Source organism: Vibrio glycogenivorans (assembly GCF_051660965.1).
Taxonomy (GTDB): Bacteria; Pseudomonadota; Gammaproteobacteria; order Enterobacterales; family Vibrionaceae; genus Vibrio.
In genome coordinates, this window is record NZ_JBPVIS010000001.1 from 773,067 (window position 1) to 786,882 (window position 13,816).

The following is a 13,816-nucleotide window of genomic DNA, read 5'->3' on the forward strand; positions in this document are numbered from 1 at the left end:
GAACCTCGCACCTGAGAAGATAGGGGCGAGGAGCGAGTTTCACTTCGTTCCGGGTAGCGAGGAATAAGCCGCGTGCACTGAACTCCTCGCTCCCCGAAGGGCGAAGCCCGTCCCCGAACCCCGCACCTGTGTTTTAGTGTTCGCGAGTAGCACGGAACTCTACGTCAGGGAAACGCTCCTGCGCGAGGTTCAGGTTCACCATTGTCGGTGCGATGTACGACAGGTTATCACCACCATCCAACGCTAGGTTCGCTTGGTTCTTGCGCTTAAACTCTTCAAGCTTCTTATCGTCGCCACACTCGACCCAGCGAGCAGTTGCTACGTTAACGCCCTCGTAGATCGCTTCTACGTTATATTCCGCTTTCAAGCGCGCAACAACCACATCAAACTGAAGCACACCGACCGCGCCAACGATCAAATCGTTGTTTTGCAATGGACGGAAAACCTGAACTGCACCCTCTTCAGATAGCTGAACTAGGCCTTTCAGCAGCTGCTTCTGCTTCAATGGATCTTTAAGGCGGATACGACGGAACAGTTCTGGCGCAAAGTTAGGGATACCCGAGAATTTCAGCGCTTCACCTTGAGTGAAGGTATCACCAATCTGGATCGTACCGTGGTTGTGCAGACCGATAATATCGCCCGCATACGCGTTTTCTGCACGTGAGCGGTCACCCGCCATAAAGGTCACGGCATCCGAGATGCTGACGTTTTTACCCGTACGCACGTGGTTCATCTTCATGCCTTGCTTGTAGGTACCAGAAACGATACGCATAAACGCAATGCGGTCACGGTGTTTCGGGTCCATGTTCGCTTGGATCTTGAATACAAAGCCAGAGAACTTCTCTTCGGTCGCTTCCACTTCACGCTCAACCGCTTGACGCGTTTTTGGCTCAGGAGCCCATTTGGTTAGGCCATCCAGCATATGGTCGACACCAAAGTTACCTAATGCGGTACCGAAGTAGACTGGCGTCAGTTCACCGGCTAGGAATAGCTCTAGGTCAAACTCAGGACAAGCACCCATCACCAACTCAAGCTCTTCACGCACGCTTTCAGCCAAGTCTGCGCCAACTTTTTCATCAAGCTCAGGGTTATCTAGACCCTTGATGATACGGACTTCTTGAATCTCGTGGCCGTGGCCAGATTCGTACAAGATCGTCTCATCACGGTGGATGTGGTACACACCCTTAAACTCTTTACCGCAACCAATTGGCCATGAGATTGGCGCACACGCCATGCCCAATTCGCTCTCAACCTCGTCAAGGACTTCCATTGGATCGCGCACATCACGGTCCAATTTGTTCATGAAGGTCACAATCGGGGTATCACGTAGACGGGTCACTTCCATCAGCTTACGAGTACGGTCCTCGACACCCTTCGCTGCGTCAATCACCATCAAACACGAATCAACAGCCGTTAAGGTACGGTAAGTATCTTCTGAGAAGTCTTCGTGTCCCGGGGTATCAAGCAGGTTCACCAGACAGTCGTTGTATGGGAACTGCATCACCGAGGTCGTGACCGAGATGCCACGCTCTTTCTCCATCTCCATCCAGTCAGATTTGGCGTGCTGCGCAGAGCCACGACCTTTGACTGTACCGGCTTTTTGGATCGCGTTTCCGAACAAAAGCACTTTTTCGGTGATGGTGGTTTTACCCGCATCCGGGTGAGAGATAATTGCAAACGTTCTGCGCTTGCTTACTTCTTGTTGAAAAGACATAAACGCCCTTTGCTGTCATTCATGAGTGAAGCGTAGAGAGCCTTTCGCCACTCTCTACCTTAAAATTTTGTGCGCGGATTATACAGAAAAGTCGCTAGATTAGCGACTGTTTCCCTGTCGGCTCAGCTTAGACCAAGCTAGAGGAAGAGATAACTCATGATAATCGCGTCTTCTTTGCCACGCTCGGTTGGGTAGTAGTTGCGGCGACGGTCAACCTCATTAAACCCTTCAGCTTGGTAGAGCTCAAATGCGCGAAGATTGCTCTCGCGTACTTCAAGCCAAGCACTCTCGGCATTAAGCGCTTCACAGCGGGCTAGAAAAGCTTCTAGTAGGCGCCTACCAAGGCCTTTCCCCTGCCAAGCCGGTGCGATGGCAATATTGAGAAGAGTCACCTCGCCAACGATATGTTGGGCATAAAAATACCCGACCAACTCTTGGCCCACCAGCATCGCATGGTGCTCGGCACCGCGGCTGTCGAGGTCGCTAAGTAGCTTATCACTCCATGGGTGGCTATGAGCTTGAGGTTCAATGGTCTTCACCGCTGAAAGGTGCGCACGCTCTAGTGCGACGATAGAAATATTCGCCATAATACTTACTGTTGAGATTGTATCTGAGACCAGAGTGCTCGACGCTGCTGATTGTTACCGTCGATCATCTCAAGCTTAGGGCTGAGCAAGCGCTTTGCGCCTGTTGGCTGCTCATCGCAACCTGCAAACCATACCCACTCAAGCTGTGAGCTATCGAGCTCACTCCAGTGCTGAGGCTCAATATGTTGCACCTGACTTAGTGACAGCCCCATCGCTTTAAGGACTTTTTCTAGAAACTCAGCCAAGGCGCCCTGTGGGCACTGAGAGGAAACAAACAATAAACGACAGTCGTCAGGGAGAGACTGCGGAGCGATGCTCACGCCCGTCAAACGTTCCGGATGCGTGACAACCCACTGGGTGATCCCCATTTCGGTAAGATAAGCGGCACGACGTTGGGCTGGGGTCGGATTGGTCATTACTCTCACTTGATGGGTTGAAACGGTGGGAGATACTAGCAAATGGCGCTGCATATCTCCACACCCTTTAACGGCCAGCCGACGCCAGCTATCGGTTCTTACTCAGAGAACGATACCAATAAGAACCATACCTATAAGAACTATAGCTCAGAGAATTCTGGGCAATAATGGATAAGCCCAGAATGGTCATCGAATGTGCCTGCGATCAGTGGCTTAATTTGAAATGCACCTGCTGGCACGTCCCATTGACAATCAAAACCTGATTGCTCAGCGGCCTCAAAGCCAAACTTGCCATAAAATGCCGGGTCACCCAATACAACCACACCAGCGTACCCAAGCTCAGGTAGGGTGGCAAATCCCTCATCGATCAGCAACCGAGCGATACCTTGGCCTTGGTGATCGGGGTGCACACACAGCGGCGCTAATCCTTGCCATGTCACATCGTGCCCCTCGATAGAAACCGGGGTAAACAACAAATGTCCAACCACCTGCCCTTCATCAGTACACGCCACCAGCGAGAGGGTAAATTGGCCATTCTCACGCAAGCTCTGCACCAACTTCGCTTCTGCCTCGGTTGGAAAAGACTCACGTAGCAGTTGATCGATAACCAGCATATCGGCTGGTGCTTCACTCCTAATAAGCATTGCTGACCTCACTCTGATCTTGATTGCCTTGCAGGCCTTTCTGTACGAAGTCAGCCAGTTGATTAATCATCACTTGCACCGGTTTTGGCAATGAGTCCCAATCAATGCTATCCATCAAGTTCTTAACCTCAAGACCAAGCTCAGTATCGCCTTCAATTGACAAGCGACGCTGGAAAAACAAGGTATCGGGATCTTCTTTACGCCCAGCAATAAGCACCAAATCATTGAGAGAGCCGCTAAAGCTTACGTCTTCGTCTATGGGACTGTCGGCGACCACCAACTGGTCATTTTGATAACTGATCAGCCAACTTACTTGCAAATCGGAAATTGCAATTTTAAGCCACTTACGCTCTAAAAACTCGAAATCGCCATCTTCCAAGGCTTCTTGAAAAACAACCTTAAGTCCTTCCAGCAGCGCTTTTTTTTGTAGCGCCTGTGGCAACAAGTGGATCGGAGATCTCAAAATTGAAGCCGCATTTCTAACTAATTGAGTGCGAATCTTGTTAATCACGCGTATTTTCCGTTAATTTATCTCAATAACTCTCCATATTATGAGAGTTATATTTCATCATTCCTGTTGTGTATCAATAAAACCCTTCATTGGGCAAGTTCTTTTCACCGCCGCAATAGCGCGTTATAGTGCACAAGTACCATGGAATTTTCGCAGACGTCACAAATCGGTTGTTATTGATGCCCACCACAGAGTTAAAAAGTTGGTTTTCCAAGTTTACCTCGACGAGTCCCTACTATTTCGCGATTCTTAACCGCGAACATCAGTACACCAGCGTCAATGCCCGCTATACAGAGCTATCGGGACTAGAGCCGCATGAGCTTATTGGCATGAGTGACGTTCAGGTACTCGGGGAACACTTCTACCGTCTGTTCGAGCCATACTATCAACGCGCCTTTCAAGGCGAAACCATCGACACCGAACTGACGCTGAACCTCGTCGAGGCCGAGACGAGTTTGCGCTTTTGTATCTCGCCCATTAGCAGCAGTGATGAGATAGACCACATTTTATTTCATGCGATCGATACATCCGAAAAGCAGATCCTCGCGCGCTCGTTAGAAGAAGCAGAAGACAAGTTTTTCACCCTCTCGCATATCCTGCCCGAGGGGTTGCTTATCCTCGAGGGGGAGTCGATAGTTTCCGCTAACGCCAACGCAGCCAAAATCCTGAGTTGCAATCACCATCGCGATCTTATTGGTCAAACGCTGAGTGACTACTTGCGCGACGTGCAAGGCAACCCGTTACGCCAAGATCAACTTATCGAAGCAGAGCAGGGCACCCTCGAGGGCATGACCCATCAAGACAACAAGCACTGTAAGCGCGTCCGGCTTTATGCCGATACCCTTGCGTCACACGGGCAGAACTGCTCGATTGTCGTCATACAAGATCTGGAGCAGCGTCATCGCCCAGGCGTATCGACTCAAGGTATAGCCAACGTTGATCCACTGACCGGTCTTATCAATCGTTTTGGGTTTAGTAACCGACTGGCGTATTACATCAGCTGTGAAACTCCTCTGACTGTTTTCTACCTTGATATTGATAACTTTAAAAATATCAATGACTCGCTTGGTCATCATATCGGGGATATGGTGATCAAAGAGGTGGCATCACGCCTGCAGCGCGTCCTACCTGAGTCAGCAACGCTCGGGCATTTAGGTGCCGATGAATTTGGGGTTTTACTGCCTTCTCAGGAGAGTAATCGACGCATTGAAAGTCTGGCTGAGAGAATAATCGCCTTAATCAATCAACCGTTCGATCTGCACCACTTTAGCAAGCGCCTCGCCTGCTCAATCGGCAGTGTCGTCTACCCTGGCGATGGCAATGATGCACGTATCTTGCTGCAAAACGCCGATACCGCGATGTATGAGGCTAAGGCTCGTGGAAGAAACCGACTGATCAGGTTTAGCGAGCAGATGAACAAGGAGGCGCGCATGCGCCTTTGGCTCGAGATCGAGCTGCAAAAAGCGCTGCAGCAAAACGGGCTTGAGGTGTGGTATCAACCCAAAGTCAGTGCCAAGGACTTTAGTATCAATGGCGCCGAGGCACTGATCCGCTGGAAACACCCGGTTGAGGGTTACATCAGTCCAGGTTCCTTTATCCCCGTGGCAGAGAAAGCTGGATTGATTGAGCAGATGGGGATGGTGGTCATGCGTGAGGTGTTCAACACCGTCAAGCGCTGGCACCGACAAGGGATTTTGCCAGGTCCTGTGGCAATCAACCTCTCTCCAGAGCAGTTTGCTAACCCTAAGCTGATCGAGTACATGAAAAAGCTGCTCAAGTCGACCAATCTCACACCGAGCTTGATTACCTTTGAGCTGACTGAGAGTGCGGTAATGAGCGACAGTGAGTACACGATTCAAATGCTCAACGCGATCAAAAAGCTCGGCTTTGCGTTGTCTATTGATGACTTCGGTACCGGCTACTCATCCTTGGCCTATCTGGCTCGCTTTCCAATCGATGAGCTTAAAATTGACCGAACCTTTATTCAGCAAATGGATAAGCTGCCCAAGCAGGTTACGGTTATCGAGAATATCATCAACCTTGGCAAATCCCTTGAACTAAAAATCGTCGCTGAGGGGGTAGAAACTCAGCACCAAGCGACCGTTTTATCCAATTTACGCTGCCACTCGATTCAGGGTTTTCACTTTTATCGCCCACAACCGAAGCAAGATGTTGAAGAGTTGTTTATGCAGCATCGTCAACATAAAAACTAACCTCTCGACTCGCTGTTGGTCGGCATAAACCCAAAGCTTATCAAGATACAGACGTCGACGCCGATACATCGCTACGCGCTGGGTGAGTTTGCTTGGGTAGATAATCATTCTGATCACCGATTAACTCTGCCAAATCTGGTTTATATCAAATCTAACCTCGAGCTTTCTGCATAAAATCACCAGTTACTCACAAATAAAAAAAGAACAACGTGTAATGGAATTACTATGTCCTGCAGGTAACTTACCCGCACTAAAAACGGCCGTAGACTGCGGTGCAGATGCAGTCTATATCGGCTTTAAAGATGACACCAATGCCCGTCACTTTGCTGGATTGAACTTTACTGGTAAGAAGTTAGAACGAGCGGTTCAATACGTTCACGATCACAACAAAAAAATCCACGTTGCCCTGAACACCTTTGCTCACCCTGATGGTTTTGAGCGCTGGACCCAGGCGGTCGACATGGCGGCTCAGATCGGTGTAGATGCTCTTATCGTCGCAGATATTGCCGTGCTCGAGTATGCGGCAACCCGATACCCTCATCTTGAGCTGCATCTTTCAGTGCAAGCTTCGGCCACCAATGTGGCGGCCATCGACTTCTATCAACAGAATTTTAATGTCAAACGCGTCGTACTACCTCGCGTATTATCTATTCATCAGGTCAAGCAGCTGTCGCGAAATATCACCTCTGATGTCGAACTTGAGGTCTTCGCCTTCGGCAGCTTGTGTATCATGTCTGAGGGACGCTGTTATCTGTCTTCGTATATGACCGGCGAGTCACCTAACACCGTCGGCGCGTGCTCTCCGGCGAAGTTTGTCCGTTGGCAAGAAACCGAGCAAGGCCTGGAGTCACGCCTGAACGATATCTTGATCGATCGCTATGCCGCTGGAGAGAACGCTGGTTACCCGACCCTATGTAAGGGCCGTTTTACCACTGATCTCACTGGTGATACCAACCATTACCATGCTCTCGAAGAGCCTACGAGTCTCAATACCCTCTCGATGCTACCAGAGCTATTCAAAGCCAATGTCGCCTCAGTCAAGATTGAGGGACGCCAACGTAGCCCGGCCTATGTTGAGCAAGTCACTCGCACTTGGCGCGCCGCGATTGATCGCTACCTAGCTGACCCTGAAGGCTACACCGTCGAATCTGCCTGGGACACTGCCTTAGCTAATGTCTCTGAGGGCTCACAGACCACCCTTGGTGCCTACCACCGTAAATGGCAATAGAGGAACACTCAATGAAATACGCCCTAGGACCCCTGCTGTACTTCTGGCCAAAACAGGACGTGGAAGACTTCTATCAGCAAGCCAAAAATAGCTCAGCGGATATTGTTTATCTTGGTGAGTCTGTGTGCTCCAAGCGCCGTGAGATGAAGGTAAACCATTGGCTCGATATCGCCAAAGAGCTCTCAAGCACCGGTAAGCAGGTGGTGATCTCAACCATGGCCCTGCTCGAAGCGCCAAGCGAGGTCAATGTAATGAAAAAGTACATTGATAATGGCGACTTTGCCATTGAGGCCAATGATGTCTCTGCCATCCAGCTTGCCAGCCAAAGCAAGGTACCGTTTGTGGTGGGACCGGCTATCAATACCTATAACGCCCACACGCTCAAGCTGTTTCTCAAGCAGGGTATGACTCGTTGGTGTATGCCGGTTGAGCTCTCGCGCGATTGGCTAAGTAACACACTTACGCAATGTGACGAGCTAGGGATCCGCAATCAGTTCGAAGTCGAGGTATTCAGTCATGGCTATCTACCCCTGGCCTACTCCGCACGCTGTTTTACCGCTCGCGCCGAAAACCGCTCTAAAGATGACTGCGAGACCTGCTGCATCAAATACCCAACCGGTATTCAGGTGCGCAGCCAAGAAGGACAAGAGGTGTTCAACCTCAATGGTATCCAGACCCAGTCAGGTTACTGCTACAACCTGGTTAACGACCTACCAAGCATGCAAGGCTTGGTCGATGTCGTGCGCCTCAGCCCACTTGGGGTAAGCACCTTCTCCGAGCTCGAACAGTTCCGCAGCAACGAAAAAGGCCAAAGCCCCCAACCGATTGCCTACAGGCAGTGTAATGGCTTCTGGCATCAGCTGGCGGGACTTGAGATCAAAAACCTATAACACACAGGTTCGAGGTGCGAGTACGGGCGTTGCCCTTCGGGGAGCGAGGAGCTTAACGCGCGTGAAGAGTCCTCGCTCCTCGTAGCGCAGCGTCCCCGCACCTCGTACCTGTGTTTATCGGTAGAGCGTTCGCTTGACGTCTTTATACAACATCAGAAAGACGACTAGGCTTAGCGCGATATTGGAGATTGGGAAGGCGAGCCAGATGCCGGTTACGCCTAAAAGCGGCGGCAGAATAAATAAGAAGGGCAATTGGACTGCCATGTTCCCTATGGTGACAAACATCGCGCGGCTGCCTTTGTTGATCGCTTGATAGTAAGCTGCGGCAACCACTAGAAAGCCATCCAAGAATAGCGCAAACATGTGCAATCTAATCCCTAATACCGCCCCATCTATCAGAGCCTGATCTTGATCGTTAAAGATAGAAACGAACTGATATGGGTAGAGGTTAAGCACCACAACAAACAGCACACCAAGCAGCACAGCCGTCGACATTGCCACCTTGAGCAGAGTTCGAATATTGTCTTGGTTGCCCGCACCATGGTTATAGCTAACCAGGGGCTGCATACCGTTGGCAATACCTTCTGCTGTGAGATAGTAGACGGTGACGATGTAGCCTAAGATAGCATAAGCACCAATAAGCACTGGGCTGCCATAACTGGCGAACAGTCCATTGTGCACCGCGACCATCATAGAGCCATAGGCATACATAAAGAAACTGGAGGTGCCAATCGCGGCAATTTGTGGAATGCTCGCCCACTGCACCTTTAGATCGCTAAGTTTCAGCCGTAGCGTTGCGCGTGGCGAGAAGAAATAGGCGACTCCCAGCACGGTGACAATCAGTTGTGCTAGGGCCGTCGCAAAAGCGGCGCCGCGCAACTCCCAACCGAGCCATGCGATAAACAGGTAATCGAACACAATATTGGCAATTGCACCAATCACCATCAGTAGGGTAGCAATATTGGGACTGTTATCATTACGCAGCAAAAAAGGTAATGCAATTGAGCCAAGCGAGAAGATACACGCATAGACTAATACCGAGACATATTGCCAGCCAAGCTGATAGACCCGCCCTCCAGCACCTTGCAGGCGGATAAAATCATCACCAACCACGTGTAATAACGTGGCGATAATCGGTGCGATCATGACAAGTAACAACAAGCCGGTCGCCAATAGCTGTTTGGCTTGCTGCATTTTTTGCTCACCTTGGCGAATCGAGACCAAGGCGCCAGTCCCGACCCCTACTAGCATGCCGATGCCTAAAATGGTACCAATCAAAGGCCAGGCAACATTGATTGCCGCTAGACCATCTGCGCCAACATACTGTCCAATAAATATCCCGTCGACGACTTGATAAAGGCCATTGACCAGCATCGCGGCAACCGTTGGGATGGTATAGCGCCAAAACTGACGCACAATTGAGGTTTTCATAATGATTCCAGTAACAGTTAGCCAAGCTAACTAAATTGTCGTTAATCTGTACTCAAGTAAATCCGAGCAAGTAATTAGGACAGTGATTTATTCAGTAGATGGATAAGTTGGCTTGTCTCATCGTCGGTAAGTTTGGCACTTAACTTGGCGACAATATCTCGATAGACCACATTCTCTAGCGCCCACTGCTCAAGCAATTGCTGTGTAACAACGATTCGGCTTGAACGGGCATCTTCTGGGCAGGGACGACGCATAACCAGCTGCTTACGCTCTAGTCGTGCCACCATATTCGACGCCGATGGCTTAGTCACCGACATCTCATCAGCGAGGTCGGTAATACGTACACCGTTATCCCCCGCCTCTTTGATCATCCGCAAATAATCAAACTCATTAAAACTCAGCTGAGACAACTCATCATGCTTAGCATACTGCCGCCACGCTTTGGCGCAGTAACGCTCCAGATCAATCAGGGCTTTTTCTAATGACATCGGATTTCGACCAAATAGTTAGTTAGGCTAACTATATTATTCTTTCACGAGTAAAAAGCAAGGGGGAAAAGAGGCGAGAATCGAGAGTCGAGAAAAAACCCAAACACTACACCGCTGCCAGGGATCACAGTTGCTTCTCGCCGGGCGCCCCTCGCCTCTCGAAGCAACGCGGTCTCGCCTCTCGCCTCTCAATTCTCCCGCTAGGGAATCAGTCTTGACTGAGCTGCTTATAGATCCGTCCAAGCTCTAAAAAGGCGTAGCGGTGTTCAACGTACTCATAGACGTTAAATGACATCGCAAGCTTATACAGGGAGATCGCGTCGGCGTAGCGCTCCTGCTGCTGATAGCGTTTGCCTAGGTAGAAATACACCTCGGTCAACTGCTCAGCCAGCAAGGTATTATCTGTGCTAGTCGAGTAGATAATCTGAAATACGCGCTCTTCCGAGACCTCATCCAGCATCAGCGCTGCCAGCACCCACCCCCACTGCTCATCGCGCTGCTCATAGCGTTGCGTCAGCTCGGCGCGTGCTTGCTCAGGGTTTAGCTCACTCTCAATGATATAGAGCCAAAGCGCTCGGAAAGCATCTTTGGGGTCTTCAGCAAAGTGCTCCTGAATATCTTCAAGCGCTAGCTCTATACGCCCACCGTAATACAGTGCGATTGCGCGATTGCGCTTGGCGTAGCTATTGGCAGGATCAAGCTCAAGTGTTGAATCAAATGCCTCATACGCTGCATCAAATTCAGCAATTTGTGTGTAGTGCACACCGAGCAAATTAAAGATTTCTGGCTGGGCAGGATTAAGTGCGAGTGACTGATTAAAATCCAGCCGCGCTAGGTCACGTAAACCCACACTGTCATAGTAATTGCCCCGCTCATACAGCATCTTAGCTCGAACGTCATCACTCAAATCGCCGCGCTGAAGCAACTGAGTCAATCTCGCGATCTGCACCTCTTGTTGCATGCTTGCCTGCAGTGGTACAGCCATCGGCGGATACAGCCACTGACTGCTGCTTGATGGCGAGTCGTCTATCGCACTGCAGCCACTTAATACGGCTAGGGCAACACCAATCGCTGCCGATTTAAACCATTTCACTAACAAACTCCTTGTATACCCTGATATTCACCGGCTTAGTTGGCCACCTGAAACGGTAACCCTCTGCCCTGTAGTCCATGGGTAGGATAAAAAAAGGGGGCATACCTGCCCCCTTTTATAACACGCTTAAGTGCATTCAGCTAATTTAGCCAATGCGCAAATTACTCTGCGTCAGTGCTTGGTGCGTCTGCTTGAGGTGCGTCTTGCTGCTCAACCGCTTCTTTCATGCTCAGACGAACACGGCCTTGACGGTCAATCTCAAGTACTTTCACTTTCACTTCCTGACCTTCGCTTAGGTAGTCAGACACTTTCTCAACGCGCTTGTCAGCGATTTGTGAGATGTGTACTAGACCATCTTTACCAGGTAGAACAGTAACGAATGCACCGAAGTCTGCTAGACGAGCAACTTTACCCGTGTAGATACGACCTACTTCAACTTCAGCAGTGATCTCTTCGATACGGCGGATAGCTTCTTTCGCAGCAGTACCTTCGGTCGCTGCAATCTTGATAGTACCGTCGTCTTCGATCTCGATAGTTGTACCGGTTTCTTCCGTTAGCTGACGGATAACCGCGCCACCTTTACCGATAACGTCTTTGATCTTCTCAGCGCTGATCTTCATAGTGTGAATACGCGGAGCGAACTCAGAGATATCTTCACGAGCACCAGAGATAGCCTCATCCATTACCGATAGGATGTGCTTACGTGCACCTTGCGCTTGGTTAAGCGCGATTTGCATGATCTCTTTGGTGATACCTTCGATCTTGATGTCCATCTGCAGCGCAGTGATACCTGTGTTAGTACCTGCTACTTTAAAGTCCATGTCGCCTAGGTGGTCTTCGTCGCCTAGGATGTCAGAAAGAACCACGAAATCGTCGCCTTCTTTAACTAGACCCATTGCGATACCCGCAACAGAAGACTTGATTGGCACACCAGCATCCATAAGTGCTAGAGAAGTACCACATACAGAAGCCATTGACGATGAGCCGTTTGATTCAGTGATTTCTGAAACAACACGTACTGTGTACGGGAACTCATCTACAGAAGGCATTACTGCCGCGATACCACGCTTAGCTAGCTTACCGTGGCCGATTTCACGACGCTTAGGAGAGCCTACAAAACCAGTCTCACCCACACAGTATGGAGGGAAGTTGTAGTGTAGTAGGAAGTGATCTTTACGCTCACCAGTTAGCTCATCGATGATTTGAGCATCGCGCTGCGTACCAAGAGTCGCTGTCACTAGCGCCTGAGTCTCACCACGAGTAAATAGTGACGAGCCGTGTGTACGTGGAAGAACACCAGTACGTACATCTAGCGCACGAACCATGTCTTTTTCGCGGCCATCGATACGTGGGTTACCCGCGATGATGCTGCGACGTACTACTGTCTTCTCTAGATCGTGGAAGATAGTGTGGATTTCTTTAGTGTTTGCTTCTGGATCTTCAGCAAGAAGAACGTCGTTAACTTCACCAGCGATCTCGTGGATGCGGTCGTAACGAGCCATCTTTTCAGTGATTTGGTAAGCTTCTACTAGCTTAGCTTCAGCAAGTTCTGCAATCTTGTTTACAAGCGCAGTGTTCTCTTCTGGAGCAACCCAATCCCAAGCAGGAGTGGCAACTTCAGCAGCAAACTCGTTGATCGCGTTGATCACAACTTGCTGTTGGTCGTGGCCGTAAACCACGGCAGATAGCATCTCTTCTTCAGTTAGGTTGTCAGCTTCTGACTCAACCATCAGAACAGCGCCTTCAGTACCCGCAACCACAAGGTCAAGCTTAGACGTTTCTAGCTCTGTGTTGCTTGGGTTCAGTACTAGCTGACCGTCAACGTGACCAACACGCGCTGCACCGATAGGACCGTTGAATGGGATACCAGAGATTGCTAGCGCTGCTGAGGTACCAATCATAGTAACGATATCAGGCTGAACGTCTGGGTTTACCGATACCACTGTTGCGATAACCTGAACTTCGTTTTTGAACGAATCTGGGAACAGTGGACGGATTGGACGGTCGATGAGACGCGCTGTTAGCGTTTCGCCTTCAGATGGGCGACCTTCACGCTTGAAGAAACCACCAGGGATTTTACCCGCAGCGTAGGTACGCTCTTGGTAGTTTACCGTTAGTGGGAAGAAGTCTTGGCCTTCTACCGCTTCTTTTTTACCAACAACAGAAACGAATACCGCGGTATCGTCCATTGTTACCATAACGGCGGCAGTCGCTTGACGTGCAATAACGCCAGTTTCTAGGGTAACAGTGTGGTTACCGTACTGGAACGTTTTAACAACTGGTTTTTCAAACATTGTTATTCCTTGTTTCTAAGAAAGTTTCTAAGAAAATCTTAGTGAGTTTATGACACTCAAGGCATTACAAGTTAAACAGTCTAGAGTTTAGTTGCTAGCTCCCAATATGGGATTGTCTATCGAACACGAGAAGCTAGAAACTAAATTCTATGACTGAGTGCGTTTAGTAGTTGTAATGCAATGAGCTAATTGAAACCCCGAGGGGATTTGACGCGTAGTATAACGGTATAAATGGGGTTTGGCTAAATTTAGCCAACAAAAAAGGGGCATAAAGCCCCTTTTTTGACAAACTGCTAAGCAGTCGCTG

At 49.7% G+C, this 13,816-nt stretch carries 12 protein-coding genes; 3 read left to right on the top strand and 9 right to left on the bottom strand.

Going from position 1 to position 13,816, the window contains the following annotated elements; genetic code table 11:
• Positions 1-133: 133 nt before the first annotated feature.
• From prfC to ubiT, 5 genes are all read right to left on the bottom strand, one after another.
• On the bottom strand, positions 134-1,714 hold the full coding sequence (gene prfC / locus ACSTTG_RS03460; protein ID WP_438473791.1) for a peptide chain release factor 3: 1,581 nt from the start codon (positions 1,712-1,714) through the stop codon (positions 134-136).
• A 137-nt stretch (positions 1,715-1,851) separates the two neighbouring features.
• Positions 1,852-2,301 (bottom strand): ribosomal protein S18-alanine N-acetyltransferase, encoded by a 450-nt coding sequence (gene rimI, locus ACSTTG_RS03465; RefSeq protein ID WP_438459052.1) that lies wholly within the window; start codon positions 2,299-2,301, stop codon positions 1,852-1,854.
• 5 nt (positions 2,302-2,306) lie between these two features.
• Positions 2,307-2,717: a DNA polymerase III subunit psi gene (locus ACSTTG_RS03470; protein WP_438459275.1), complete on the bottom strand. Its 411-nt coding sequence runs from the start codon at positions 2,715-2,717 to the stop codon at positions 2,307-2,309.
• A gap of 140 nt (positions 2,718-2,857) precedes the next feature.
• Positions 2,858-3,361 carry a GNAT family N-acetyltransferase gene (locus ACSTTG_RS03475; RefSeq protein ID WP_438459053.1) on the bottom strand — a complete coding sequence of 168 codons (504 nt, stop codon included), beginning with the start codon at positions 3,359-3,361 and terminating at the stop codon, positions 2,858-2,860.
• Positions 3,351-3,872, bottom strand: coding sequence for a ubiquinone anaerobic biosynthesis accessory factor UbiT (gene ubiT / locus ACSTTG_RS03480; protein WP_438473792.1), 522 nt, complete (start codon positions 3,870-3,872; stop codon positions 3,351-3,353). The genes ACSTTG_RS03475 and ubiT overlap by 11 nt, the downstream gene beginning before the upstream one ends.
• A 179-nt stretch (positions 3,873-4,051) precedes the next feature.
• Here ubiT and ACSTTG_RS03485 point away from each other — a divergent pair, with 179 nt between their 5' ends.
• The 3 genes from ACSTTG_RS03485 (at position 4,052) to ACSTTG_RS03495 (ending at position 8,203) form a co-directional block, all read left to right on the top strand.
• Positions 4,052-6,085 (top strand): putative bifunctional diguanylate cyclase/phosphodiesterase, encoded by a 2,034-nt coding sequence (locus ACSTTG_RS03485; protein WP_438473793.1) that lies wholly within the window; start codon positions 4,052-4,054, stop codon positions 6,083-6,085.
• A gap of 214 nt (positions 6,086-6,299) precedes the next feature.
• Positions 6,300-7,313: a ubiquinone anaerobic biosynthesis protein UbiU gene (ubiU, locus tag ACSTTG_RS03490; RefSeq protein WP_438473794.1), complete on the top strand. Its 1,014-nt coding sequence runs from the start codon at positions 6,300-6,302 to the stop codon at positions 7,311-7,313.
• 11 nt (positions 7,314-7,324) lie between these two features.
• A complete protein-coding gene (locus ACSTTG_RS03495; protein ID WP_438473795.1) occupies positions 7,325-8,203 on the top strand; it encodes a U32 family peptidase in 879 nt (292 codons plus the stop codon).
• A gap of 114 nt (positions 8,204-8,317) precedes the next feature.
• On the opposite strand, the gene ACSTTG_RS03500 is transcribed toward ACSTTG_RS03495, so the two are convergent.
• The 4 genes from ACSTTG_RS03500 to pnp form a co-directional block, all read right to left on the bottom strand.
• Positions 8,318-9,634 carry an MATE family efflux transporter gene (locus ACSTTG_RS03500; protein ID WP_438473796.1) on the bottom strand — a complete coding sequence of 439 codons (1,317 nt, stop codon included), beginning with the start codon at positions 9,632-9,634 and terminating at the stop codon, positions 8,318-8,320.
• Between the two features lie 74 nt (positions 9,635-9,708).
• Positions 9,709-10,122, bottom strand: a complete 414-nt coding sequence (locus ACSTTG_RS03505) for a MarR family winged helix-turn-helix transcriptional regulator (protein WP_438459059.1) — start codon at positions 10,120-10,122, stop codon at positions 9,709-9,711.
• Between the two features lie 208 nt (positions 10,123-10,330).
• Entirely contained in the window at positions 10,331-11,215 is an 885-nt protein-coding gene (gene nlpI, locus ACSTTG_RS03510; protein ID WP_438459060.1) for a lipoprotein NlpI, read from the bottom strand.
• A 161-nt stretch (positions 11,216-11,376) separates the two neighbouring features.
• Positions 11,377-13,509: a polyribonucleotide nucleotidyltransferase gene (pnp, locus tag ACSTTG_RS03515; protein ID WP_438459061.1), complete on the bottom strand. Its 2,133-nt coding sequence runs from the start codon at positions 13,507-13,509 to the stop codon at positions 11,377-11,379.
• Positions 13,510-13,816 lie beyond the last annotated feature (307 nt).